Origin of the sequence: Aneurinibacillus sp. XH2 (assembly GCF_001439585.2) — a bacterium.
In the GTDB taxonomy this organism is placed as follows: domain Bacteria; phylum Bacillota; class Bacilli; order Aneurinibacillales; family Aneurinibacillaceae; genus Aneurinibacillus; species Aneurinibacillus thermoaerophilus.
Window position 1 is genome coordinate 3,011,788 of record NZ_CP014140.1, and the last position, 22,684, is coordinate 3,034,471.

At 43.7% G+C, this 22,684-nt stretch carries 30 protein-coding genes; 2 read left to right on the forward strand and 28 right to left on the reverse strand.

The window, feature by feature from the left end; all coding sequences use genetic code 11:
- Nucleotides 1–303 precede the first annotated feature (303 nt).
- Nucleotides 304–1,056 carry a CsxC family protein gene (locus tag ACH33_RS14940; RefSeq protein WP_057899735.1) on the forward strand — a complete coding sequence of 251 codons (753 nt, stop codon included), beginning with the start codon at nt 304–306 and terminating at the stop codon, nt 1,054–1,056.
- Nucleotides 1,057–1,644: 588 nt separating this feature from the next.
- On the opposite strand, the gene ACH33_RS20390 is transcribed toward ACH33_RS14940, so the two are convergent.
- The 13 genes from ACH33_RS20390 to ACH33_RS15005 form a co-directional block, all read right to left on the reverse strand.
- The gene (locus tag ACH33_RS20390; RefSeq protein WP_057899736.1) at nt 1,645–2,472 is read right to left on the reverse strand and encodes a M15 family metallopeptidase; all 828 of its coding nucleotides are present in this window, start codon (nt 2,470–2,472) and stop codon (nt 1,645–1,647) included.
- A 64-nt stretch (nt 2,473–2,536) separates the two neighbouring features.
- Nucleotides 2,537–2,962: a phage holin family protein gene (locus tag ACH33_RS14950; RefSeq protein ID WP_057898526.1), complete on the reverse strand. Its 426-nt coding sequence runs from the start codon at nt 2,960–2,962 to the stop codon at nt 2,537–2,539.
- 320 nt (nt 2,963–3,282) lie between these two features.
- Nucleotides 3,283–3,462 carry an XkdX family protein gene (locus tag ACH33_RS14955; RefSeq protein ID WP_057899737.1) on the reverse strand — a complete coding sequence of 60 codons (180 nt, stop codon included), beginning with the start codon at nt 3,460–3,462 and terminating at the stop codon, nt 3,283–3,285.
- Nucleotides 3,462–3,872 carry a YomQ N-terminal domain-containing protein gene (locus ACH33_RS14960; protein ID WP_057899738.1) on the reverse strand — a complete coding sequence of 137 codons (411 nt, stop codon included), beginning with the start codon at nt 3,870–3,872 and terminating at the stop codon, nt 3,462–3,464. Before ACH33_RS14960 ends, ACH33_RS14955 begins: the two co-directional genes overlap by 1 nt.
- 12 nt (nt 3,873–3,884) lie before the next feature.
- The gene (locus ACH33_RS14965; protein WP_057899739.1) at nt 3,885–6,992 is read right to left on the reverse strand and encodes a hypothetical protein; all 3,108 of its coding nucleotides are present in this window, start codon (nt 6,990–6,992) and stop codon (nt 3,885–3,887) included.
- On the reverse strand, nt 6,982–7,299 hold the full coding sequence (locus ACH33_RS14970; protein ID WP_057899740.1) for a hypothetical protein: 318 nt from the start codon (nt 7,297–7,299) through the stop codon (nt 6,982–6,984). Before ACH33_RS14970 ends, ACH33_RS14965 begins: the two co-directional genes overlap by 11 nt.
- Complete coding sequence (locus ACH33_RS14975) at nt 7,296–7,949, reverse strand: putative phage tail protein (protein ID WP_057899741.1); 654 nt, start codon at nt 7,947–7,949, stop codon at nt 7,296–7,298. The genes ACH33_RS14970 and ACH33_RS14975 overlap by 4 nt, the downstream gene beginning before the upstream one ends.
- Nucleotides 7,946–8,734 (reverse strand): baseplate J/gp47 family protein, encoded by a 789-nt coding sequence (locus ACH33_RS14980; RefSeq protein WP_057899742.1) that lies wholly within the window; start codon nt 8,732–8,734, stop codon nt 7,946–7,948. Before ACH33_RS14980 ends, ACH33_RS14975 begins: the two co-directional genes overlap by 4 nt.
- Complete coding sequence (locus tag ACH33_RS14985; protein WP_236781899.1) at nt 8,721–9,173, reverse strand: DUF2634 domain-containing protein; 453 nt, start codon at nt 9,171–9,173, stop codon at nt 8,721–8,723. The genes ACH33_RS14980 and ACH33_RS14985 overlap by 14 nt, the downstream gene beginning before the upstream one ends.
- A complete protein-coding gene (locus tag ACH33_RS14990) occupies nt 9,160–9,585 on the reverse strand; it encodes a DUF2577 family protein (RefSeq protein ID WP_057899743.1) in 426 nt (141 codons plus the stop codon). The genes ACH33_RS14985 and ACH33_RS14990 overlap by 14 nt, the downstream gene beginning before the upstream one ends.
- A gap of 2 nt (nt 9,586–9,587) precedes the next feature.
- On the reverse strand, nt 9,588–10,592 hold the full coding sequence (locus tag ACH33_RS14995; protein ID WP_057899744.1) for an XkdQ/YqbQ family protein: 1,005 nt from the start codon (nt 10,590–10,592) through the stop codon (nt 9,588–9,590).
- On the reverse strand, nt 10,592–11,248 hold the full coding sequence (locus ACH33_RS15000) for a hypothetical protein (RefSeq protein ID WP_057899745.1): 657 nt from the start codon (nt 11,246–11,248) through the stop codon (nt 10,592–10,594). The genes ACH33_RS14995 and ACH33_RS15000 overlap by 1 nt, the downstream gene beginning before the upstream one ends.
- A gap of 4 nt (nt 11,249–11,252) precedes the next feature.
- Complete coding sequence (locus ACH33_RS15005) at nt 11,253–14,609, reverse strand: phage tail tape measure protein (RefSeq protein ID WP_057899746.1); 3,357 nt, start codon at nt 14,607–14,609, stop codon at nt 11,253–11,255.
- 156 nt (nt 14,610–14,765) lie between these two features.
- Between ACH33_RS15005 and ACH33_RS20185 the strand changes: the two genes are divergently transcribed.
- Nucleotides 14,766–14,873 (forward strand): putative holin-like toxin, encoded by a 108-nt coding sequence (locus tag ACH33_RS20185; RefSeq protein ID WP_236781900.1) that lies wholly within the window; start codon nt 14,766–14,768, stop codon nt 14,871–14,873.
- A gap of 329 nt (nt 14,874–15,202) precedes the next feature.
- Here the strand turns inward: ACH33_RS20185 and ACH33_RS15010 are convergent, their stop codons facing one another.
- The 15 genes from ACH33_RS15010 to ACH33_RS19490 form a co-directional block, all read right to left on the reverse strand.
- Nucleotides 15,203–15,613, reverse strand: coding sequence for a hypothetical protein (locus ACH33_RS15010; protein WP_057899747.1), 411 nt, complete (start codon nt 15,611–15,613; stop codon nt 15,203–15,205).
- A 55-nt stretch (nt 15,614–15,668) separates the two neighbouring features.
- On the reverse strand, nt 15,669–16,112 hold the full coding sequence (locus ACH33_RS15015; protein WP_057899748.1) for a phage tail tube protein: 444 nt from the start codon (nt 16,110–16,112) through the stop codon (nt 15,669–15,671).
- Entirely contained in the window at nt 16,112–17,473 is a 1,362-nt protein-coding gene (locus ACH33_RS15020) for a phage tail sheath subtilisin-like domain-containing protein (protein ID WP_057899749.1), read from the reverse strand. Before ACH33_RS15020 ends, ACH33_RS15015 begins: the two co-directional genes overlap by 1 nt.
- Nucleotides 17,454–17,714, reverse strand: a complete 261-nt coding sequence (locus tag ACH33_RS15025; protein WP_057899750.1) for a YqzN/YkzM domain-containing protein — start codon at nt 17,712–17,714, stop codon at nt 17,454–17,456. Before ACH33_RS15025 ends, ACH33_RS15020 begins: the two co-directional genes overlap by 20 nt.
- Nucleotides 17,711–18,193, reverse strand: a complete 483-nt coding sequence (locus ACH33_RS15030) for a hypothetical protein (RefSeq protein ID WP_057899751.1) — start codon at nt 18,191–18,193, stop codon at nt 17,711–17,713. Before ACH33_RS15030 ends, ACH33_RS15025 begins: the two co-directional genes overlap by 4 nt.
- On the reverse strand, nt 18,190–18,699 hold the full coding sequence (locus tag ACH33_RS15035; RefSeq protein ID WP_236781901.1) for an HK97 gp10 family phage protein: 510 nt from the start codon (nt 18,697–18,699) through the stop codon (nt 18,190–18,192). Before ACH33_RS15035 ends, ACH33_RS15030 begins: the two co-directional genes overlap by 4 nt.
- Before the next feature lie 161 nt (nt 18,700–18,860).
- Nucleotides 18,861–19,100: a hypothetical protein gene (locus ACH33_RS15040; protein ID WP_162265046.1), complete on the reverse strand. Its 240-nt coding sequence runs from the start codon at nt 19,098–19,100 to the stop codon at nt 18,861–18,863.
- A 50-nt stretch (nt 19,101–19,150) separates the two neighbouring features.
- Nucleotides 19,151–19,405, reverse strand: a complete 255-nt coding sequence (locus tag ACH33_RS20595) for a helix-turn-helix domain-containing protein (protein WP_409338415.1) — start codon at nt 19,403–19,405, stop codon at nt 19,151–19,153.
- A 356-nt stretch (nt 19,406–19,761) separates the two neighbouring features.
- Complete coding sequence (locus ACH33_RS15050) at nt 19,762–20,220, reverse strand: ArpU family phage packaging/lysis transcriptional regulator (RefSeq protein ID WP_057899755.1); 459 nt, start codon at nt 20,218–20,220, stop codon at nt 19,762–19,764.
- Between the two features lie 181 nt (nt 20,221–20,401).
- Complete coding sequence (locus ACH33_RS15055) at nt 20,402–20,596, reverse strand: hypothetical protein (protein WP_156424095.1); 195 nt, start codon at nt 20,594–20,596, stop codon at nt 20,402–20,404.
- Nucleotides 20,593–21,537 (reverse strand): DnaD domain protein, encoded by a 945-nt coding sequence (locus ACH33_RS15060; RefSeq protein ID WP_057899757.1) that lies wholly within the window; start codon nt 21,535–21,537, stop codon nt 20,593–20,595. The genes ACH33_RS15055 and ACH33_RS15060 overlap by 4 nt, the downstream gene beginning before the upstream one ends.
- 4 nt (nt 21,538–21,541) lie before the next feature.
- Nucleotides 21,542–21,823 carry a YqaJ viral recombinase family protein gene (locus ACH33_RS15065; RefSeq protein WP_057899758.1) on the reverse strand — a complete coding sequence of 94 codons (282 nt, stop codon included), beginning with the start codon at nt 21,821–21,823 and terminating at the stop codon, nt 21,542–21,544.
- Nucleotides 21,824–21,937: 114 nt separating this feature from the next.
- Nucleotides 21,938–22,138: a hypothetical protein gene (locus ACH33_RS15070; protein WP_057899759.1), complete on the reverse strand. Its 201-nt coding sequence runs from the start codon at nt 22,136–22,138 to the stop codon at nt 21,938–21,940.
- Between the two features lie 89 nt (nt 22,139–22,227).
- Nucleotides 22,228–22,488 carry a helix-turn-helix domain-containing protein gene (locus tag ACH33_RS15075; protein WP_057899760.1) on the reverse strand — a complete coding sequence of 87 codons (261 nt, stop codon included), beginning with the start codon at nt 22,486–22,488 and terminating at the stop codon, nt 22,228–22,230.
- Nucleotides 22,455–22,667 (reverse strand): hypothetical protein, encoded by a 213-nt coding sequence (locus ACH33_RS19490; RefSeq protein WP_156424096.1) that lies wholly within the window; start codon nt 22,665–22,667, stop codon nt 22,455–22,457. Before ACH33_RS19490 ends, ACH33_RS15075 begins: the two co-directional genes overlap by 34 nt.
- Nucleotides 22,668–22,684 lie beyond the last annotated feature (17 nt).

A 22,684-nucleotide genomic window follows, 5' to 3' on the forward strand; every position in this document is an offset into this window, starting at 1 on the left:
CCAGTTTGCCTGCGTGGACAAGCTTCTGAAGGTCTTCGAGTAAGAGGATAGCCCCTGTTTTGTCTACACGGGAGAGATAGCGTTTGTTCATTTGCACACTCCCTTTTTGTTCCATATCACAACAAAAGGAAAATATAGGGAATGTTTTTGAGCAACCAAAATAGCGTTGAAAAACGGCTCACAAGTCAGCTTTTCTTTTTTAAATACAAACAATGTACGGTTGTCCTATGTGATATATCCATACACAATCCGTTTTCCTTCATAGTATGTAGTATGTCAAAATTGGAGGGAGAGAATTGGTAAATGCCAATTAATTTTGATGAAACAGCTAGTGTAAATGAATGTGACGCGCGCGCGGTCCGACCTACCCTAACAGGAGGCAACCCTATTGTCAAAGTTCCGGTACTACTTCAGGAAGTGTCGGTGCAGCTGCCGCTAAGAGCGCGTATTACTTTTCCAGAAGATGTGCTTGAAATCAAGAAAATTAAAAAGCGCGTAAAATTAACGCAATGCCGTCTTATCCAACCGCGTACCTTGCCGGGTGAAACACCCCGCAGTAAACTGTTCCTAAGTGGTTTTGTGCGCAAAAATATTCAGTATGCAACACCTGTATGCCCTAGTGATGAGGATGAGGTACGCTCTGTGATTCATTCGCTAACGGTTGATGTCCCGTTCGATTGTGTGGCGGAAATTACGACGTTCCTTACGCCCCCGGTGGGTCCTTTCTTTAATGTGCGCAACGAATTCGATTTTCTTGTAGAGCAGCCGCTACCCGCTGGCTTTCCGTCCAAAGACCGCCTCATGTCCACGGATTTATCCCAGTTCCATCAACAAAGCGTTGAATTTTTCAACGAACAGGTCTTCTGCGAACTGGTTCGCGCTGATATTACCGAATGGGATGAAGCGACCGATCGGGAGCCACTGGTAAATGGTCCATTCGAAGAAGGAACGTTCAGAAGCATTGTAGAGAAGATGGTGCTCGATATTACGGTCAAAGTCTTACAGAATCAGCAAGTGCGCGTTGACAGCATTGACAGTGCTGACAACCCTTGTTGACAGCCTTTAATATCTCTTAATATCTCCAGAATATTTTAAAGAGAGTACCCCCAAGACGTATGAAGAAGCAGCCGCTGGCACAAAGGAATATCGACTTTGATTTGGTCAGCACGGTTCGCAACAAATAAAAACACCCCGCCATCCGGACGACCGGATAGCGGGGTATCTTTTACCCCTTTCTTGAATTCTGGTTACAAAACTTCAGCTTTTTTAGTGAGATCGTTGCAGCGATAACTTGTCAAGCCAATTTATAGGATTGTTTCTATCCCTCATAGGTAAGCTACAAACAGTATAAGACGGTCGCCTTCACATGGGTAAAGACGAGTTTCAATTCCTTATAGGTAAGCTACAAACCCATTTTACATGAAAACATACATAATGAGAATCCTTGCGACATAACGTTTTTTTAGTTCTCACACCAAAATATAAACATACGCCATATGATAAGCTATTTTTTACGTCCTATCGCCAACCTCAATGTTTATACATATTTAAACCAAAATCAAATGTCGTCGATCCCCCGCCTTTTTTGCAGGATTAGAGGTCGACGACATCGACGACAATCGTTATTTATTTTGACCTATATAGTTAGTTATTCGCCGCTCGTCTACCTGACACCTTCCTCACCTCGTCAGCCAGCTCACCAAGCTCTTTCTTATCCTTACGCAACGCTTCGGCTGCTCTGTGATACTCGTCCAACTTTTGCTGACACTTGTCCGGCTTCGCGTTTTCTTCTTGCCACATTTTCTGATATTGTTTGATTTGTTCGTCCTTCTCTTTCCACTCTGCTTGGATGAGTGCGATGATTTTGTCCGCTTTTGAAACGGGAATCATGTATTCTTCCTTCTTTTTGTCAGTAACCGATGCAACAACTTTCGTCAGCTCTGGAACCTGTACCACCATAGCTGGACGTGATGGACGTTTTCCCGCTTTTAATTGTGCAATAGAAAAACCGAAGGTCATTTGAACGTGTGGGTAGTCCTTGAAACTTCTCCAATCACCACCCCATTCAAATCCTCTGGCTTTAAACATTTGTACGACTTCCATCCAGTCTTTTTTGTGATTCTTATTAAAATCTGTGTTCATGTCCCATGTAACTTGTTTGCCATCTGGTGTATATAGAGCGAAATCAAGAGCGATACCGTAATTGTGATAGCTTTCCCCTGGCTTTGCGTTGGACACGATTTCTTTTTTGTTTACAACTGTCCAGCTACCATCTGGATTTTTCCGCCGACCTTTTGCGTATATTTCCTCCTGCTCCTTAAAGGTACGATTCCCTTGAGTGATAAGCACGTAAATACCCTTTCGCCAGGCTTCGAATACAACTTCCCAGCCACGCTGGGCAACGACTGGATGTAAATTCGGGTCGTTCAACCGAAAGTTCTTTTGTTTCAACCAGTCCCATGCAATGGCCATGTCCATCCCTCCTGCTTTAGATCATGAAAAGGCATAGATGCCCGTTTGTTGCCTCCGTTTCTCTTCAAAATTTTGCTTCCTTGTCGTTGTCGTTTTTCATTTGTTCAAAACGTTGACGCAAAAACGCGGGGACTGGAACCCCAAGCCTCCCCATGTTTTCCACAAGTGAAATCCCCTCCACTGCGATTAAAAACATAATCATTGCATTTCGCATGAATTGCGAATCTGTACTGCCAGCTACTACATCCAACTGATGGGAAACAATGACCAGTAGAATCATGGCCCCTTTTTTAAGCAGTCCGTGAAATGCTCGTTCTGAGCTTATCTTTTTTTCTCTAAAAAACCCGACTAAAATGCCAGATAGATAGTCTGCTGCCATACAAATAGCAAGGGCAACCACTAAACGGTCAAATCCTCCAAGTAAAAAGGCAGCGCTCGCTGCGCCGCCCCCAACTACAAAAGTATAAAATGTATCTGTTTCCTGTCTCATCTACATCCTCCTCACCCCTGTTGGGGAAAAATAAAAGGAGCCAATATGGCTCCTAAAAAATGCATTCATCTTTAGTTATCGATTTCCTATTCTCCTTCTAAACGTCGGTATAGCTCCTAAAATTACGCCGACAATAAGGAGTAAGATCAAAGCGGTAAACGTCAATTTAAGTAACTTCCATAAAATAATTGCAACCAAAATACCTAGTATTATCCACATCACTATCCACCTCCATTTGGATAGCGTGTGCTATTATTTAGTCATTTATACATCTATTCAAGAAAATAAAAACGCCTCTTCCGTTTTGGAAAAGACGTTGGTTATTTCTTCGTTTTTATATTATCCTCCGGCTTCAGATAAGGATCGCCTGTAATCGTTTCGTATTCTTCTTTTGTGATTTTTCCATATTCGACGAATTTCCCAACATACATTGTACTTTTTGGATCGTCTGTATAGCAGCCTATATTGTAATAACGTTTGATGGTATCAAACCAATTCATTATAAAACTCCTTTCTCAGTTAATTCCATAATCAACGCCGCTTGGTCTTGTGCTTGTTGTTCATTTTGCATTTCTAAAGCAGCGACTTTCATAATTAAACTTGCATTTTCTTGTTGTAAAAGCTCCATGTCAGACGGCGTCAATGGTTTTGGCTTCGTCAGTTCGTCGATTTCCTGTTGGGATAACCCTTCCGTCCATTCTCCTTCAACCCAACGCGGCCGGAAAAGACCTTCCGGTGGGGCAATTTCCATAATATCCGCACGTTTCTGCTGAGTTGTGTATTGCACTCGCTCGCCTTCTGGTGTTTCTTCAAACATCGTCACCGTTTCGTATAGTTCTTCTTCCGATTCGATAAGAACAGGCTCAACATAAAACCCGTTTTCATCTATCCGGTGTACTTGTATGAGCATATGTTACCTCCTTTATTGTTCGGCTAGGAACGGTTTTAGTTCTAAAGACAACCATGTGTTGTATGGGACAATATCCGCTACAATATCTCCTGTAGGATAGATAGATAGAAGCGCAACGGAAGCAGGACTGAAACACGCTGTAACAATTTCCCGCTTCTCTTTTGGTCTGCAACCTTTAGGAAGTGTAGTAATCACCGTTCCTGCTGTTGTGACTCCACTTTTTATCGTGCCTTTAATATGAACGAATCCAAATTCATCCTTCATATACCCGGCAGTAGCAAAAGACTCCTTATAATTCACCCACCCATTCAACAACACCGCCGGAACCCATGGCCCCTGTTGCTTTCGTGCGTACTGTGCTTTTATCATGTCTACATCGGTTTTTGTATCCGCCTGGTCTTGCGCTAATTCTGATACTACCCCAGCTAATTTTGTTTTATATTCACATTGTAAGTCAAGTAACGGTGCTGTATATAAATACTTATCTAATACAATGTATGATGCAGAGTAGGCTGCTGTCGGGTCATAATCTGTTGTTAATACACCTGCTTCGGAAAGACCATATCCTGTTATAGTGTTTGTCCATATCGTCCAGCTTTTATCAATAATTTCATTCTTATATACGGCAAGGATTTTTTCTGCACGATTTTTAAACCATGTACTCTGCAATCCATTTGCGTTTATCCAATATCTTGGTAACGATAAACCGGGATTTGCATGCTCTCTTCGTACAACCCCTGTCCCGACTTCAAGCAAATTATCCCCTTCGTGCAAAGAAATTTCCCCTTCGGATGTTACCGGGACTTCGACTGGTGTAGCGAGTTGGTAGAGTAGACGGTATGGATATGCTCCGGCATTGGATGGATTGGTTACATAATCAACATCGGAGGAATATGACGCTGGATTATTTATAGGAAACCAACGTTTATTCGCTTCGTCCCATTTCCATCCATTAAAGTATGCTTTTATCATATCTACGGCAGTTGCGTCTCTTGTAAGTGTGGTATAGGTTGCTTTTGCGAGAGTAGCTCCCGCCCATGCTTCCGGCCAACCGCTGTCTGTGTCTGCGATAGAGATATAAACATAGTCATTAACGTACAAATCAAATAAGTCAGCGGCAGTAAAGGTATCAGCATTTTTGTTTACCAATACTTTCCCGTCGTATTTTGTCATGACATGAGTATAGATATTGTACGGCCATCTTCCGGTTGGAATTTTTGTTCTTACCACCTTCCAGCCTGCCGAATCCATGAAAAATTCCCACGATAAACTTCCATCCAACGCAATCTCTTCAAACCGTTTCAGTTTCCCGGATACCTTACCATCCCGCACAACAATTTCGTCTGATACGCCGTTCATTCCATGGAATGTACCGTCAATGAAGATATAGTCATTGTTTTGTGGCTCGAAAGGTAAGGGGGTGTCTCCGATATTGAGCATCGGGTTTTTGAAAGTTACAGTACCAGTTACATTAGCATTAACAGTTAATCTACCTTCGATATGTGTTACGTTACTTGGGACTGTGTAGGATACTTTAGATTGTCCATTTTCATTAATCCAGTTGTCAACAAGAGAAACATAGTTTCCGTTTTTGTCAAATCCATAAATCTCTACAGTAGCCGTTTGTCCGCTAGAGCCAACAATACCTGACAGTTCAATATCTCCAGCGATTGTATACGTTTGTCCAGCAACGGCTGGTAAACGAAAAATACTTGCCTCATAAGTTCCTGTCGTTGTTTTCGTGTGCTTTAATTCGTAAGAACTCTGCACTTTTGTATTTGCATGAAGCGTCCACTCCGTAAACGGCGGCAGAATGTTTTTACCATACCGGATGATATATGGATTCCGAACGCCTTTTATGTCGTCTACATACGGCCAACGTTGGGCGATTTGCTCCGGTGTCATATTGTCTATGGCGTTGTATTCGGCTTCGCTAATTTTATAAAGGCGGAGAGCGTCAAAGTATGCATATTGTCCTTCCGCCCCTTCTACCATTAATGCAACATACGTAGAACTAGATGTTTGTGGAATAAATTTTTTATATACAGTTGTAAATTTTGTGGTATCTGTTGCAAACATACTATATACATTTCCTACATTTGGAAGTCCTATTCTTGCTTGAGTTGCATTACCGTTTTTAATTTCACCAATAAAAATATAGTAGTCGTTAGCTGTAGTGCTTGGTAAATTAAAAAAAGCACCTACGGTATTACCTGATGTTGCTCCTGCGTTCAACGTAACCTTTATACTTTTACTCCCTATGCTTTTATTCGTTGAATCTAACGTAGCAGTTACATTAACATTCAAATGGCTAGAGAGGTTAGTTAAACTTTCGCAATTTCCATCCCGTCCCAATAGGTTAATCAACGTCCGACCTTTTATGTTCAGCACATTGAACGGTGTACTACGTGGGACGGTGATGATATTCATACCAGGAAGTACTGTTGTTTGAAACGGTGTCCCTTCCCCCATTTCTTCTTCGATTTTTTGTAGGCGGGTTTCGTGTGATGCTACTTTCCCTTTTTCTGTATCAGAATAGTCATTAGTAGACAACCCTTTTCCAGGCTCTTTCATGACTACTTCTTCTTTTTTTGCATATGTGTCCGGCGTAATGATTTTTCGTTTATCCGTAGACGTAATAACTTGACTGGCATCCGTGGCAAAATACCAAAGCAAAAGCCCAGCCTCTGCGGTCGCCTGGGACGTCGTTTTCTTCATCGTTCCGTCCGTGTCCAGATAGATGTATTGTCCCTGCGTCGGGTTTAGTTCCATGCTACCCGCCGGAACTTCAAAGCGGCGGCCGTTTACATACGCAATACCTGCGGTCCATGAAACGGTCAGGCCATCATGCGAGAATTGGAAGCCAGCCGCTCCGTTTGGAGAGGCAACAAAGTTTCCTCCCCATTCTTTAGCCAGTTGCTCAATTAAGATATGCGCTTGCTCAATTCCCTCCTCCATATGATTCATTCTTCCGGGAGTGAATCTTGTGCCCTCCTGTACTGGCTGCCACAAGACGCGTCCTGTATTCGGGTCAATAGCCTGCTTCCCTGTCTTCGGATCAATAAGCGGCTTATTCGGGTCAACAATGTGAGGAATCCATGTCTGCTTTTCATACGCCATTTGTCTTCACCTTCACTTCCACAGAAAATTCGAAAGCAATTAAAAAACCCTTGTCGCCTTTGATTGCGTTCAAGGGTTTATTTGCTAATGTGTTTCCGTCTTTGCTCATGAGCGATGCGCCAAGAATTTGCTTGCCTATCGCCTCATTATCAGGAATATAGATGTAAACCGTTAACTTTTTTTCTTGGATTTCCGAGCGAAAAATAGGATATTTCGCAAGCTCCCCGGCAACGTTGACCAATGCATGATCAATACGGTTATCCATATCCTGTACGATGTTTGTCAAGAAAAGAGGCTGGATAATCATCGTGTTTCCTCCTCTGGATAGAATGTATCTATAATAGGAAAGTCGAGCCTATGATTTCTTCCCTGTTCAGATACGTCTAATGCTTCATGATATAATCGACCTTCTGCGTCAATCTCTGGATAAAACGTATCACAAATATAGGAATCCATGTGATGGTAACGGGCGTATTCTTCAATCAAAACAACTTCAGGTTGATGATGAAGGATCACTTCTGCTCCCTGCACATGGACGGGGCGTAATTCTTCAAAATCTTTATATAACGAAGGCAAATGAACAGGTTTGTCCAAGAAAAATTCAAACATCACGATTTTACGCATGAAATCTTCTTTTACAGCGTCTAAATGCCCTGCTTGCTCCCCGACTAACCGTAGTGTTTCCAATGTAAAATTCCGTTTCGCCCAATATTTACGCCGAATTTTCTCACGTCGTTCCTCATCTGTCCCGCTACTGTCCGTAATCCCGAACATTTTCTCCCAAACAGGTAATCCCCATGTAGCTGTGGACAGAAAATATTGATCAACAATTTCCTGCGCCTTTTTATTGAATAACTGGATTTCCTCGTCAATGGCTTCAAACGCCTTGGCAAGAATGGGGTCTTCATATACAAAAGGCGGGATTTTTTGTCGGTATTTTAGCGGAATCCGAATCATTCGATTCGCCTCCACGTCACAACATTAATCGCTCCCTCTGGCCTTTCGATATTGTCAGTCCCCCCATTTACGGTACAAGATTCCCAATCGACAACCCCAGGAACAAACAAAAGCGTATTGATAACATGATAGCGAATCAGCGACGTTTGCTGAACGTACTGGGTGAGACGTTCTAAAATCAACCGATCAACTTCTTCTGGCTTTGCATCAGGAAGCAGATGCAGGCGCGCTTCTACATGAATCGCGTTCGTAAGAGCTGGAAGAACCTGCAAATCATGGACAGCGATCCGTTTGCTTTCCATCTTTTCACGAACTGTGGCGCATAGTTCAGGCGTTGCCGGATTGCCCTGGTAGTCTGTAATGTACACATCAATGCTATTCTCATGCCGAGCGTGTTCGACGGCGAAGGCACCACCAGCACCGGCATCACGCGCCCATCGTTCATAGTCCCGACGACGCCCATTTCCTTCTTCTTCTCTGGTTGCTGTAAGGATTCGTTTACGGTATGATTCGTCGTCTTCTCCCGGTAGACGCTCTAACTTAATGAATTCCTTTTCCCCATGTCGGTCTAAAAATTCCCCGTCGGCCCATAAAGGAAAGCCTTGAATAAACATGTATTGTAATTGCTCTTGCTGCTCGGCAATCTCCTGACAAATTGGATAAGCAAAGATATAAAATAATTCTCCCTGCTCGATAGGAATTTCGCCTTTAACGCGGTTCGCTACACGCTCATAAATCATTTCTGGTGTTTCTAAAAGCAACAACATTTTGTCATCCAGTTCCAAGTACCTCCACCTCCGTTTCCACCATCCCTGATAATCCAGTTAAACGGACACTTATATGCATTTTATTTTCCGCCCGTTCCATCGCTAAAACCTCGGCTTTCACGATTTCTGAATGGACTTCCAGCGCTTCCTCAATATCGCGTTTGATTTCAAGGTCTTCCCATGCCGGCCATTCTGACTTCTCCACGCCGATTTCCCCATCATAAATGACGTACTGAAACCGTTCTGTATTCAAAATCATCGTACATATTTGGATCAAATATTCCTCGTATGTTTCTGTTTTTTTAGGACGTCCATCCTCATCCAGTAGAAGCCGACGTTTTTCAAAGTCAATCATATACGTCCATTTTTGTTCGGAAGGCATTCCCTCGAATTGGTCAATATCATTCAAGTCTTCAAAATTCATATCCGGAAACACTTGAGACTCATCCGCCATCATAGACCACATCCCTTCTCCCCAGTACGTAATAGCGTTGGTCGGCGATACGTTCAACAATCAACTTATCACCGACTTTTAAGGGACTGGGAATGAGCAGAACGCCTTTGAGAAGAGAGCGCGGCACTTGTTGGTATGGCATTCCGCTTTCATATTCCATCCCATTGGCAAGTACTCCCGAAACAGAGCCTTTCGCCTCTTCTCCCTCCATATATTCGACCACCTGAAAAACAACATCTACTTTTCGGTCAAGCAGATATTCAGCAAACACAAGTTTGTCTTGCTCATATGGATGAGGATCCCCTTCTATTTTTATCTTGGCATTCGGCCAACTTAAAAGTGTTGCATATTCTACATCTCGTGCGTCAATGTGTCGCGCCACTTTATTTTTAATTCGTTTTATCGCTTCATTCATTTTCATTCCCTTCCTTCGAGTGTAAGCTGTACTGTATATACCCCATTTTTGAATGTTGTATCTGCCGAAACAACCACCCATTTCGACTTGTATTTTTCCTCCTGGATCAAAACAAGCCATCCAGCCCGGAGACCGGATAGCGTATGATCGGAATGACGAACAGTGATTTTTTTTGTTGGGCGCGGATTGGAAAGCTCATAAAGTTTATAGGTGGCGATAGCCGCCGGGTCTTCTCCTTCTTCTACTTCAATGATCTTTCCCATTCGCCCAATGTTTTTTATGGCACCGTCATTTTTCTTCGTCACAGACGAAACCACTTTGTCATCCTTCCATTTTTGCGCGGTGACCACCGTATATACGTCTTCGATTGATTTTCTGATACTACTGGCTTCCATCTGTTCACGTACAAAGACTGGCACACGCGTGTTTCTTCCCTCGCGCGTCACCACCATAAAGTAACTTTGATCAGTACGGATATACTCAATATAAAAGCGGTATCCGGTATGCTCATATGCCTTTTGCAACACATCCAACACAATTTCGCTATGTGGCCTTGTTCCATACCGTTCGTCTATTGAAAAGCCAAGATTTGGGCAACGAAAGTCAACGCCTGTTGACTGGATATATCTTTGTAGCTCCGCTCCCGCCTCTCCCTTAAGATACGGGCGTGTGCCATCATTTTTGGTCAAATACCATCCGAGCTCTTTCGCGGTAATCTCCCATTCGTCCGTAAACTCGTTTTTCTCCCAGCTTATAATGGGGCCGTGAAAAAACTGGTTCATCTGGTTTAGTAGCTGATGCTTGGAACGCTTGGCAAAACACATAAGCATCCCCGCCTCTTGAATGGGAGGTGCGTTTCGCAACCGCGCTGTCATCGTTTGAGTGATTTCATCCCGGTTCGATGACCAGGATAAATCGGTCAGAGCGTCCGTGAGAATATGACGGACATTCTGTTTGCCATACACGACCGCAAAATCCTGTGTGTTGATATTTTGAACGGTTTGCATCACTTCCCACCTTTTGCCCGCTCTATTGTTTGACTCATTCGCTTTTTTTGGGCGGCATAATCAAAGTTGCCCATTTTGCTTTCCTCTTTTTTCTTATCCTTTTTCTTATCTTTGTTCGTATTATTTTTTTTCTTGTCCTTGTTTTTCCTCTCGTTTTTCTTCGGCTTTTTCGTCGTTGTATTTGCGCGGCTTTTGGCCGGCTTTGTAATCACCAGCCCCGGTTTCAGCAATTGTTTTGTGTTTGAATAGGTGACAATTTTAACTGGCTTATACTCGACAAATGACAGGGTCACATGCAAGTTCCCTTGTCCGTCTTTGTATGTCACCTCAATGTTTTCGATGAGCATCGTCTTGGAAAATACGGAATAAAAAAGGACGACAACCGGTCGTCCCTTCCACTGATCCATCAACTCTATGAATTGTTCTGGTGATTTATATTTAATCGTTTCGGTTCCGCTTTCCCATATTTCTTCCCATCTTCGTGGTACAATCACCTGAAAAGAAACCCGTTTTGCTTTTGAAACCGGTTTTTTTGACGTCATCTCTTCTCCTGTAATGATGGTAAAGGTCTCGATCTCATTTCCCATTTGGACTTGAAATTCAGCCGTTGTGAGAGGAAACCGAAACCGATGATTTCCTTGTGCTAACGCTAACATTGCATCACCCGTTTTCCAAAGCGTTAATCAATGCTTTTTCCACCGTATTGATAATAATTCCATGCGCTTCTCGGCTAGATAAAATACGCAAAACTGCTTGTGGGTCACTGACATTCTTCATAAGCTGTCCCATATCAATGACAATTTTTCCAATGTTTATATTGGCTGCTCGGTTTGCTTGTCCCTGAAACGCTTTGGCAACCGGAATACCGCTACCGGAAGCCATTCGGCTATGTGGCACCACATCAAGGGAAGCACGGCCACGGAGCGGCTGATTCATCATGGCAGCTACACGATTCATTTTCCGTCCAACAATATGCTCATCAATACCGCTGACGAACATATGGATAAAGTTCGGTGCCCAGCGGTCAGATTTGCTTGCGGGCCCTTCCTTTGTCGGTGAAGAAAAACCAAGGAAATTTTTTATTATTCCAGCCGCACTGGATACAACAGATGTTAACGTAGGAAATTGGCTGCGCATTCCAGATATAACCATGGAAATGAGGTTGCTCCCCCAGTTTTGCCCCTTACTTACGATATCACCAAGAGATTCAAGTTTTTGTTTAATTTGGGCAACGGCATTTGTCGCCGCCGCTTTCACGTCTGTAAAGCTCCGGCCTGCTTGTTTTGCGCCTTGGACTACCTGTTGCGTACTTTTAGCCGTTGTAACACCAAGTTGCTTCGCTTGTGCGGTTGTTTTTTGGGTAGAAGTTCCAACCGCCTTCATATCATCCTGCGCCTTTTTGGAATCAGAGCTTTTCCACCACCCTGTAACATTCTTCTTCATCATCGTAAAAGCATCTTTCACCTTTGTACCGGCCTTTTGGAGCGGAGAAAGGTCTATCTCAATTCCTTTTTCTTTCAGCGAATTCCTAAGGGAGGTGATTGCGTTCTGTATTTTCTTCTTTCCTTCTGGAGTAAAAGAAGGAAAGAAGAAAGAGGAACTCGCAACTGCACTTTGTACTTCTTTCGTTTTCCCTTTGTCTCCCCGCCACCAGGAAGACACTTTATCTTTTAGACTGGTAAGCTTTTTAACGGCGTCAGATGTAAATTCGCTCATTTTTTCTTTCGCACTTACAACGCCATCTACGATGTTTTTTGTCCACCCTTTTTGATCAGCTAAAGCCCCCAGTTTAGTTCCTATCCAGTTCCCAGCGGCTGCGCCGACCATTGTTCCGACAGGGCCAAGAATAGAACTGCCTACGACAAAAATCATTCCACCTAATGCCCCGCCGGCCATAGCTCCACCTTTTGTGGAAATAGCTTCTCGCCATCCTTTTTCTTTCGCTGCTTGATACATGTCGTATCCGGCTAGTGCGGTGCCAGCCACTGTACCAACGACGCCAGCTCCTTTAACGAACTTACCCATCCTCGCTAATTTATCGGCCTGTTCAAGACCTGTTTCCTCTATTTTGTTGCGATTTCCTGTTACAAAGTCTTTGAAACGGGAAAAGACACTCTTTTTCGGTTTAGGTTCCGGACGGCCACGACGAAGGAATTCGCCTGCCACCTCACGCGGGATGGTTCGTTTTCGCCGCCGCGGTGTAGTGTCACTATTTTTCTTTCGTCCGCCGCCAATTTCATCACGCGTCCGGACGCCTCTACCACCGTCAACCGGGCCGTTAATGTAGACGCGCGCGGCGTTGATAGTTACGGACGAGACGGAATGGATAGGATCGCTTCCTTTTAGGGTGAAGCGGCGGCGTTCAGGAAGGACATCATTGCCTTTTTTTCTACCAGGAAGCAAAGAAACGAGTTTTCTTGCAACACTACCGATGGTTGATTTTATATCTTTAATGGTATCAATCGTTCTTTTGCTTATGGTCCAGGCTTTTAACGCAATTCCAACAGCAAGTACTGTACCTAAAATGCCATTAATAAGGCCTGTATGTTCTTTATAGAATCCCGTTATTTTAGTTAAGCCACTAGTAATAGCCCCTATAAATCCTTGAATTTCGCTTTTATTTTCGACAAGAAGCGTATTCATTTTTTTGACTAACGGAAGAAATGTTTGAGCTACATTACCACCGATTTCCTGCATAATTAAATCCATTTGACGACGCGCTTCAATCCATTCCATCATTGGGTTGGCATCTTTTTGCGCCTTAATCATCCGATCCGTTGTACCAGCGATTTCGTCCGGAGGCTTTTCAAGTGCCACTCCATATGTCTCAAGAATTGAACTCGCTAAGTCTGCACCAACCGCTGAACCAAGCATAACGAGCGAGGCTTTCCGTTCGGAGCGTTCCTGGCTTGCAAGATCGGCTACAAGCGCCATTATAGCTCCCTGAGACTTTTGACGATCTCCTGAATTGATATCGGCTACAAATTCTTTCGCTTGTTTTTTTGCTACATCTTTACTTGAACCACGATGCTCGAAATATTTAGCCATATCACCTTCATTAAGCGCTTTTACACCAAACGCCTCTTTAAACCAGTCAGCGGGCTTGTCATAGTTAAACGCGCCTTTCTGCACACTTTGCACAAGAAAGTTCGACATTTGAGCAGAAGTCAAATTCGCATTCTTAAAGTAAAGTGCAGATTCCCAGAAAGTGTTTGCTAAATCTTGCTTCCTATCCCCGACTTTCGAATAGGCATACATCATGCTGTCAGTGACCTGTTGCGGAGTTTCTTCAAAGACGTTTGTACTCTGTCCAAGCGCGCGACTTAATTCTTCCCACCTTGAATCTGGCATTATATACTTCATTTTTGCTAAAGACTCAACAAAAGACGGCAGTTGTTTTTTGTCACTAACGAGCGGCGCAATGTCGGCTGTAACTTTTACCGCTTCTACCCGTGATTCAAAAAAGCCTTTCCCGTATAGGTCATCCGCTTTTTTTAGCGCTGATTCTCGTTCTGCTTTTGACATATATGGTGCCAAGCGAGCCGCTTCATTCCAATACTCAGTAGCGCCATCAAATACTCCAATAAAAATCCTTCCCGCTGTTGCTGCGATGGTTGCAAGTTTTGAGGTAATTCCATCAAGTGTTGGGCTGGCCTCATCCTTTGCCTGTAAATGAACGGTCGCATCGTTCATGCTTCTAACCTCGTCATCGGCTCGTTTCACTTCAGAGCGAAAATCGTCTGCACTTTTTTTTGCACGACCAAAGATATCATCCATTTTCTTTCGAGCAAAACTTTGCATTTCATTATTTGCGGCGCCAACTTGATCGCGAATATCGCGCATACTTTTTTGTACTTTTTGTCCGCCACTTGCCAAACTGTCGTACATTTTTTCAGTAGTACTTCTTAGGCCAATCACGTCCTCCGACGTTCTTCGTATTTCAGCACCCATTTTTCTTAATCTTTCCGAAATGAAGTCCTTTGCTTGGAATACGAATGTAACAGGTTTTATTGCCAATGTTTCACCTCCTTCCAAAATTTAAGCAAAATAAAAGCGCGCCCGGAAAAGAGCGCGCATCCATTCTATAAAAATATGCTATAATCTTCCTGTACAATAGAATCGGCTCTCTCAAGGGTGGTCGGCTCATCCCCTAATAGAAAGGGGGTGAGAATAATGACAGTATATGAGGCAATATCTTTAATGCTGGGTTGTGGCGTGCTGGTTGCCACAATATTTATCGCAGTATTCACAGCCATTGCTGTCATGAAGAAAGATAAATAGACCTCCCTTGAGCCTCGCAAGCAGAAAGGAAGGTCTATTTCTAATTAGAGCTTATGAGCCGATCCCCTTGTGGGAACGTCTATTGTACAGGCCGCTTGGTGTTGCCGCACCAGCGGTCTTTTTTATTCTACGTATGTTTGTACTGATATTATACCATTTGAAAAAATAGGAATCAACGTAAACAAACGTGTCCTATTTTCGTGCCATTCGTTTCATCTCTTCCTCCGCCAACATCGAAGCCGCCATACAAAAGTATTGCTGCATCTCCTTATCTACTTCATACGGCAAAATCTCAGCCGGTAGCTTGTGCTGATTAATCCAAAAGCTTGCTACCCAACTTGCTTCTCCGTCGGTTCGGATGAGTTTTTTGCTTCTTTTATCAATCCCTCTTTTGTTTTGGTGAAGTCACGAACGGCACGACTCAATTTCGCGTATTCTTCCGGGTTGTCCAGAATGCGCGGCGGCAGTTCGAATTTAATCTCGCAACCATACACTTTTAGTAATTCATCGTTATTCCAATCAAATTCATGCTCTGTCGCTTTCACGATCATCACATCAATTTCGTTGAACGTTTCGCGTGGTGTACCATCTTCATTTGTGGCCAATTCCACCGCGCGGCGAATTTCCATTGTGGTAAGCCGACGCACAGACCATTCCTCGCCATCCGCTTTCACTGTGATGGTCTCGCTTTTATAACCTGTTTTTCCTTTTGCCAAGTATTTTTGTAGTTTATCGCTCATTTTTTCTCATCCTTTCGATTTTTTAATAGTGAAATGAAAAGGCGCGAGTATATACTCACGCCATATAATCCGGGAATTTATCCAAGAATTCAAAGTCTGTTACCGTTCCTTCTAAGGTGATGTCAATTCCTTTATTTTCATTCGTTTTCGCGATAAAAATATCAATATTACCATGAATATGGATGCCTGTCATTAACACGCGCTCAATGTTTCCGGTGATTTTATCTTCCAGTTTCCCCGTCACGCGCGGCAAAAACATCGTTCGCCCGGCTTTAAAGTCGTCTAACAGCTTATAACGTAGCCGTGACTCTAACTTCGACATCACCATCTTGAATGTGATTTCATACCCAACCAATTGCTTTGTTTTCGCCATCCGCATGGCTCGAACAATGTCAAGAGTCTCTGTTTTAAGCAATACTTCCATTTCCTTTATGGTTTGAATCGGGTCACCATTATGGTCTTGGATCCACATATTCCGTCCAATCAGTTCGCGTTCCATTATGCTACCTCCCAGTCAACGAAAAATGCCTCAACGGCATCAAGCGGTTTGGCAAAAAGTTTAAAGTAAGCAAAATCGAAGTCGCTCTTTTTCGTCGGATGTTCCGTAAATGAGAATTGTTTATCGATCGCTTTTTGTTCAGCGCGTATTTTCAGGTATTCCAGAACCGCGCCAATAAAAATAGCCCGACCATCTGAATCGTTGTCGAGCTTAGCTTTGTACTTTTTCCCTGCTGTATAGATATCATTCATAATTTGATCGATTGTCATGGAAACACGGATTTTACCAAAGTCCTCCCGTTCGCCTGGCCCCAGCGTGGTAAGCGTATTAACAGCGGATTCGATGACATAGTCATAACCATCCCGCGTCGCCATGAGCGTACCTTCTGATAGACCTTTCATTACATCGCTGTGTCCCCAGTCTATCAAAGCTTCTTCGAGCGGTACTTTCATATTGGTCATGGATACATTAGCCGGGGTTCCGGCCACAAGACCGGCCAGCCATGCCGCCCATTGCAGTGAATTGTATTCTTTCCCGTTGATATGCCGTCCGGCAATCGTATTGTTGATAATGAAACGTGCATTCATAGCCCGACTGCGCGCATTGTGCGCCTCCATGTCATCATCTTTATTCGGGTCGCCTGCAACAACAAGCTGTGATAATCGCCGCTCTTGCTTTCTCCGGTCTGTCATCCACTGTTTTGCTGCTGCTTGTACCGCGGGGTCGAACGTTGGTAAGTACATCGCATCAAACTGCACACCGTTAATTTGATTGAAGATGCGTGTCCAATCCGTTGGTGTAATCGTACCGATGCCGGATACACCGCCGGAGAGCTGTTCAAACGTTGTTTCTGGAATGTCGAGCGCTTCATCTGTAGATTTATCTACAAAACGCACCATCTTGGACTTTTTCAAGCGGTTCTCCAAGTCTTTTCGTGATTCAAACACAAACACTTCATCTTCAAAGATGCCTTTTGTGTCCTTCACAACCATTTCCTTTTTGCTTGGATCACCGATACTTTTGCGAATCAAGCGACCAAAATCATTCCCGCGCGCACCCGGATATTTGGCCTCAATGACATAGTTTGTCGCCACCTCAATAGCTGCCTTTTTCTCTGTTCCATTCGTGATATTGAAACCAACAACCGTGGCGCCGTTCTCGGCCGCCAGTTCTACTTCATCGACAAGCAGGCAGGTTTCTGCCGTTCGTTCAGCCGTATTCGCCATATCGACCGGAAAATTGGGTCGTCCCCAGTCGCCCTGGTACGGAACCAGCACACGGCCGGAACGGGGCAAAATCCGCTCTTTGGCGACAGCCATCAGGTCAATATATACGCCGCCTCTAATTCTCTGAATTGACATTTTCTTTCATCCTTTCTTTTACTGGTGTATTTTCTTTTAATTTTAAGTAGCTATCCAGTTTTCTCTTTGCTGTCTTAACCGTTACACTTTCCTTGTGTCCTACATCATGCAGTGCGCCAGCCATTTCAAAGCGTTCCGCATTGAATAAAATAGGAGCTTGCTCAATCATTTCTGATTTCGTAAGCTCCATATTCTCAAACTGCTTCCAATGTTCAGTTGGTGTATTCTTTCGTGTACTCATTCGTCCACCCCCTCCACACAAAAATGATTGATTTTCTGTATTTCTTTGCCCCCAGGCGTTGTTGTATGCTTGGGAATGTGCAAAAGATAGGAGTAACGGCATATTATTTCTATCTGATCGCTTTTCTCACGTGTTCGTGGCGGATCGACCACTAGCATAATTCCATGTTTTTGTGGACCTACACAATACCGTTCCTGACGCAAATACAAAAAGAACGGTGATAAATCAAATGGAATCGGTTCCCCTTTATCCTCTTCTTTTTCTTTTTCGTAATCATAATGAAAGACTAGCCCTACATCCTCTATAACTCTTACAGATTGCGGCGTATGCACTTTTTCCGAAACAAGATCGGTTTCAATAAACACACTGGGTCGTTTAAATTGCCCGGTTAACCAGGTATCTTTATCTCGGATAACAGGCAAGTCAGGATATATTCGATTAATGATTTCAACCCATACTTTTTTACCAATATCCATCATGCCGCTCCCCTCCCCAGCTCTTTTTCTAATCGTTGTACGATCAATTCATTCATGCCGCCTTCAAAATGCTGAACTGTAATATCGAAGTATGTCCGGCCGATAAAAGTGCGTGGCCTTGCCATAAAACCAGTTTTAGCAGATGGAGCATATATAAAACTTCCGCCACTGTTCCAATAACCAGGAACAAAATGCGTTTTTTCTATTGTATATCCATCATTCAAGTATCGAGCGTATGAGAGATTAGAGCCGACCTCTAATGTAATGGCATTGCGGTCAATATCCCATTCCCATACATTCTCTTCATCGCCACGTGTAAAAGAATTCCACAACGTTCCCGTATCAATTAAATCCTGTCGCCCGATTTCTTCGATAAGTTCATTCAATAGCGTTTCGCCTAATGCTTCTACAATGTTTCGGATGACCTTTTCAATTACACCGTGTTGCATTTCCTGAAGTTTTCGATAAAGTCCATCAAAATCATGAATGTTCACTGTAGCTTCACCCATGCTAGCATGATTTTGCCGTCAACCGTGTCCGGGAAATCAACTCGAACTTCGACTGTTCTTCAGTACCTGCACATCATCGGCAAGTTGCTCTACTTGCCTCTTAATCGGTTCAAGTGCCTTTGTCATCGTAAGCTTTTTGAACGTCTTCTACTTTCACATCATCATCCCCCTGACTCTTTCACAGTCACTTTTTCTTTTAATGTGGTTAATGCAGTAATAGCATCTTCAATGTGCTTCATATTTCCAGATGAAATCGCTTTGCCTGCTTTACTGATAAGCTCCATTTTCTCGGCTTTGCCAATTACATCTGCTTCTGCCGGCCATTTAGCTGTCAGCGCTACAGCGACCGTTTTAAACTCATCAATCGTTTGGCCATTTGATAATCGCAAACGGTACGCCATTCGCTCCTTTATCCACAAGTGAAATATGTGTGATTTTTGCATTTTTCAACTCATATGGCATCTCCTTTCACCTCCTTTCGTTGTTTCATGATCCCCACCTGTTCCGTGAAATCATCCCCTTTCGAAATATAAAAAAAGAGCCTATCTTCTTGTTCGAAGTGTTCGAGCAAGTCCTCGGAAACACCCTTTCCTTTTACCACTCGATTCACTGTAGATATGCTGATACCAAGCATTTTAGCTATTTTCCGCCGGCTCGTTCCTTCGGCGGCCATCGCTAAAATTTTTGCTTCAAGTTCTTCGGTTATCTTTTATCCTCTCTTCGCCATCTACATCACCACCCACCTCCAGTTTTATTTTTACAATCCAAAACACTGAAAAAGCATTGAGAAGCAAGCAACGTTAACAATTCCAAAATGGCTCGATGATTTAGCATCAGAACATAACGTTAACTTTTCGCATATTTTACAAGATGCTTTAAAACAATACTCAGGAATAAACGAAAAGCGCCCATAAATAGGGTGCTTTTTTCTCCATTTTAATGTAAAAGAAAAAGCCGCTCCCCTGGAACGGCCTTCGCTTATCTTCTGACACTATCATAGTAACACATTCACTTCCAAACTAACTGCATTTTTCCTGCCAAATAGACTACGTTTGGATGCCATTAATTTAAGCGGTCTTCTGCTTTTTTTTCCTCCTCCAATACCTCCAGCTTTAACATAAAGGCCAGTTTATAAAATGCTTTCGCTTTTATTCTTGCATACGTCCGCTCACTCATATGCAATTCATCGCATAACAGGTAATCAAACGTCTCTTCATCGCTCAAATAACGCTTCTGAATAATTTCTATTTCCTTCCTCGACAAACGGCTCACAGCCCACTCCACACGCTCCGTAAGCTGCCGAATTTCCTCTTCCTTATCAACATTCCATACTGCACAATCCGCTGCGGCATCAGTCGTCTTGTTCGTCGCACCGTGGTATCGAGCTTCATAAGCAGGCGTCATCCCGATTTCACGGCGAACAAAACCAATCTGACGATAAATACGTGCTGTCTCCAATGCTTCCTCTACACGCTTCTGTGTAGCCTTTCGATCAATCTTCGGCAAAAACGATAATTGCATACCTAATTCCCCCTGCTCTATGGTAAAATATTTTTAAAGGAAGGAAGCATAGAACCCCTCTCCGGTTGTAGCGACCGGGAGGGGATTTTTTATCCCCTTTAAAAACTTCTCCAACCTTGTCCAAATTTCATTGGACGAATGTATATCATGCTTCTCCCCAGGAACCAATGTTCGTCCATGCTCATAAAAGCTTCTCATCAGGCTCGCCCCCTGTTTCGATTTCCCAGCTCCGATCTGCTTTTATCCGAAATCCTGTAATCCGCTTGTCCAACGCTTCCGGCCCAAGTTTGTGTAACTGCTCCTTCATGCTGTCCAGGCAGCAAATCATGGCCCGAACCGTGGCTTTTTCTGGAATCAGCACTCGGCACTTCCTCATTTCACCTCACCCATAGCCCTCAGTAATTCTTGCATCTTAGCTTTTTTCTCCTCGTAACTAAGCTGCTCTGCTGGTTTTTTCTGTTCTATTCCTGCTTTCTTCTGCCGTTCTAACTGTTCCAAGATTAGAGAAGGAACCTTCTCTCTTCGCACCTGTTCCCTTTTCATCAGCAAAGGAGCAACTTTTTTATCCTTGCGTGCCTCAAACTCTTTCTTTTTTTGTTCAAGCTGCGAAACCGTCCGAATTCCTTGTTGAATGCAACGTTGCAAAACCTTGTTGACATAGGCCCAGGAACGCTTTTCATGAATCACTGCCTCCCGTATCGCATGGCAAAGCAGCGCCTCAGGCTCATCTGAATAACCGCTATCCAGCCAGTCTAGCATCATTTCCCGAATGACATCTGTAACTGGGCCAATTTCGTGTTCATAAAGCAAAAATGGGTTGCTGAAATCTGCGCGCGCATGCCGCTGCAGAAGAAGATCCTGATTGCTATCGTTTTGTTTTGTTTCGTTTTGTTTATATAATGCCGAACGGTTTACCGAAGAGTTTACCGAACACTTTACCGGAGGGTTTACCGGAATATTTCCGGTAAGAGGGTCGCTTACCGAATCTTTTACCGGAATTTTTCCGGTAAGCTCTTCACTTCGAGATGATTCCTCCGGATAGAAAGGAAGGAAACGATACTTACCAGCTTGCTGTTTTCCCTGATTCCGATACTCAATTCTTCCCTTTTGAATGAGAATGTTTCGGTGCTTCCCCAATGTTTTATCCGATACGCCTAAACGCGCCTGTAAAGTCAGATTGGCTACCGTAAACCACTCTGGCCAACCACTCTTGTTTGCGATCGCCATAAGGTGAAACCACAAAGTTTGTGTGATTGCTTCCAGTGGGTTTATTTCGAGCCAATCCATAAAGGCGTTAATTTCTTTGATGTAGTTCATCTCCTCATCCTCTCGCAATCGCATCCTCATGAATCCGGCCCCAGTACATCGCGTCGCTATCTTCTTGTGGTGCTAACTGGCCGAGCCTGTCGAGATATGCTTTTACTGGCGAACTCCACATTGTTATTTCGCAGATGCCAGCAACATCGCTACCTGTGATACCTTTACGCCGCCATTCAAGCCATTCTTCATGCGGCATATCAAGCGTATTGACCAATCGAATCGCATGTGTTCCCGGCTCAATTCGACGTTGTTGGCCGTCTATCGTGTATGCTATATTGCTCATAGGTATCCCCCTGTTCAATTTTCAAAGTTTGAACTTGCGGCCAATGCCCGAACATGGTACAATAACCGCAAATAAGTTTGGATTGTTTGTGACCTGTTAGCGGCAGGTCATTTTTTATTGCGCTGGTTTGTAGATGATTAGCGCATCTTCGTAAGTATCTTCCTGAGTTGCACTAGAAGAAAATTTAATGTCTAAAACTTCAACCTCTGCATTTTCAGATAGCCAACGATTAATAGCCCCATCGAAACCACCTTTTCCGTCGTATGAGTAGCGCGTAATGTGTACTACTTTAATGCTGCTCGCTTTTCCAATCATCCCTATCACCTCCCTAACAGTACATTTCGCATATAGGCCGCCGTGCTGCCTGGAGGCTCGAAATTATAGACTGCCAGCTCCAGTTCTAACTACATCCATATGTCCGAGAAATTCGTGCTAACGTTGTTCAGATGAATGTAGCTATATCTTTGTCCAATTGGGCAGTGTTCCCGGCAGTAGCGCTGCGTCATGTCTGGCCTTCTATATTCTTGGCTCATTCCAGGCACAACGTCAGGCCCCGGAACCGTCTCGCCAGCTTCGTACTTGCATAGCGTCCGTGGTGCAACATTCACACGGAAAGCCGCCTCTTCGATGCTTAGACCAGCGCGTTTTCTCGCATCCTTGAACATGGTGTCGCCCCTTCTTCTGTGCGAAAATGGAAGTGAACAACAAAATCTGTTGCGTATTGTGCTAGTTGTTCAAGCGAACGAGCTTTTTCGGGTGAAGACCCCATTCTTGACCATTGCGCCGTCGCTTCTTGAATGAGTAGCATGTTTTCGTGCAAAGGACTGAGTTGACGCCGTATCATGCGAATTTTCCTTTCTA

Coding starts and splice junctions, on each gene's coding strand:
- ACH33_RS15000 (WP_057899745.1), bottom strand. CDS start 11,248: ATGTTAGCGTTAGCACAAGGAAATCATCGGTTTCGGTTTCCTCTCACA.
- ACH33_RS15075 (WP_057899760.1), bottom strand. CDS start 22,488: ATGTTCAAGGATGCGAGAAAACGCGCTGGTCTAAGCATCGAAGAGGCG.
- ACH33_RS15020 (WP_057899749.1), bottom strand. CDS start 17,473: ATGTCAATTCAGAGAATTAGAGGCGGCGTATATATTGACCTGATGGCT.
- ACH33_RS15065 (WP_057899758.1), bottom strand. CDS start 21,823: ATGAGCAATATAGCATACACGATAGACGGCCAACAACGTCGAATTGAG.
- ACH33_RS14975 (WP_057899741.1), bottom strand. CDS start 7,949: ATGATTCGGATTCCGCTAAAATACCGACAAAAAATCCCGCCTTTTGTA.
- ACH33_RS15050 (WP_057899755.1), bottom strand. CDS start 20,220: ATGCAATTATCGTTTTTGCCGAAGATTGATCGAAAGGCTACACAGAAG.
- ACH33_RS15055 (WP_156424095.1), bottom strand. CDS start 20,596: ATGAGGAAGTGCCGAGTGCTGATTCCAGAAAAAGCCACGGTTCGGGCC.
- ACH33_RS14955 (WP_057899737.1), bottom strand. CDS start 3,462: ATGAATTGGTTTGATACCATCAAACGTTATTACAATATAGGCTGCTAT.
- ACH33_RS15025 (WP_057899750.1), bottom strand. CDS start 17,714: ATGAGTACACGAAAGAATACACCAACTGAACATTGGAAGCAGTTTGAG.
- ACH33_RS15015 (WP_057899748.1), bottom strand. CDS start 16,112: ATGGAACGCGAACTGATTGGACGGAATATGTGGATCCAAGACCATAAT.
- ACH33_RS14970 (WP_057899740.1), bottom strand. CDS start 7,299: ATGATTATCCAGCCTCTTTTCTTGACAAACATCGTACAGGATATGGAT.
- ACH33_RS15035 (WP_236781901.1), bottom strand. CDS start 18,699: ATGGGTGAAGCTACAGTGAACATTCATGATTTTGATGGACTTTATCGA.
- ACH33_RS14985 (WP_236781899.1), bottom strand. CDS start 9,173: ATGATGGCGGATGAGTCTCAAGTGTTTCCGGATATGAATTTTGAAGAC.
- ACH33_RS14995 (WP_057899744.1), bottom strand. CDS start 10,592: ATGCAAACCGTTCAAAATATCAACACACAGGATTTTGCGGTCGTGTAT.
- ACH33_RS20390 (WP_057899736.1), bottom strand. CDS start 2,472: ATGGCCATTGCATGGGACTGGTTGAAACAAAAGAACTTTCGGTTGAAC.
- ACH33_RS14940 (WP_057899735.1), top strand. CDS start 304: ATGCCAATTAATTTTGATGAAACAGCTAGTGTAAATGAATGTGACGCG.
- ACH33_RS19490 (WP_156424096.1), bottom strand. CDS start 22,667: ATGATACGGCGTCAACTCAGTCCTTTGCACGAAAACATGCTACTCATT.
- ACH33_RS15070 (WP_057899759.1), bottom strand. CDS start 22,138: ATGATTGGAAAAGCGAGCAGCATTAAAGTAGTACACATTACGCGCTAC.
- ACH33_RS15030 (WP_057899751.1), bottom strand. CDS start 18,193: ATGATGGATATTGGTAAAAAAGTATGGGTTGAAATCATTAATCGAATA.
- ACH33_RS15060 (WP_057899757.1), bottom strand. CDS start 21,537: ATGAACTACATCAAAGAAATTAACGCCTTTATGGATTGGCTCGAAATA.
- ACH33_RS14960 (WP_057899738.1), bottom strand. CDS start 3,872: ATGCTCATACAAGTACACCGGATAGATGAAAACGGGTTTTATGTTGAG.
- ACH33_RS15040 (WP_162265046.1), bottom strand. CDS start 19,100: ATGGCGTACCGTTTGCGATTATCAAATGGCCAAACGATTGATGAGTTT.
- ACH33_RS15010 (WP_057899747.1), bottom strand. CDS start 15,613: ATGAGCGATAAACTACAAAAATACTTGGCAAAAGGAAAAACAGGTTAT.
- ACH33_RS20185 (WP_236781900.1), top strand. CDS start 14,766: ATGACAGTATATGAGGCAATATCTTTAATGCTGGGTTGTGGCGTGCTG.
- ACH33_RS14965 (WP_057899739.1), bottom strand. CDS start 6,992: ATGGCGTATGAAAAGCAGACATGGATTCCTCACATTGTTGACCCGAAT.
- ACH33_RS14990 (WP_057899743.1), bottom strand. CDS start 9,585: ATGAATGAAGCGATAAAACGAATTAAAAATAAAGTGGCGCGACACATT.
- ACH33_RS14950 (WP_057898526.1), bottom strand. CDS start 2,962: ATGAGACAGGAAACAGATACATTTTATACTTTTGTAGTTGGGGGCGGC.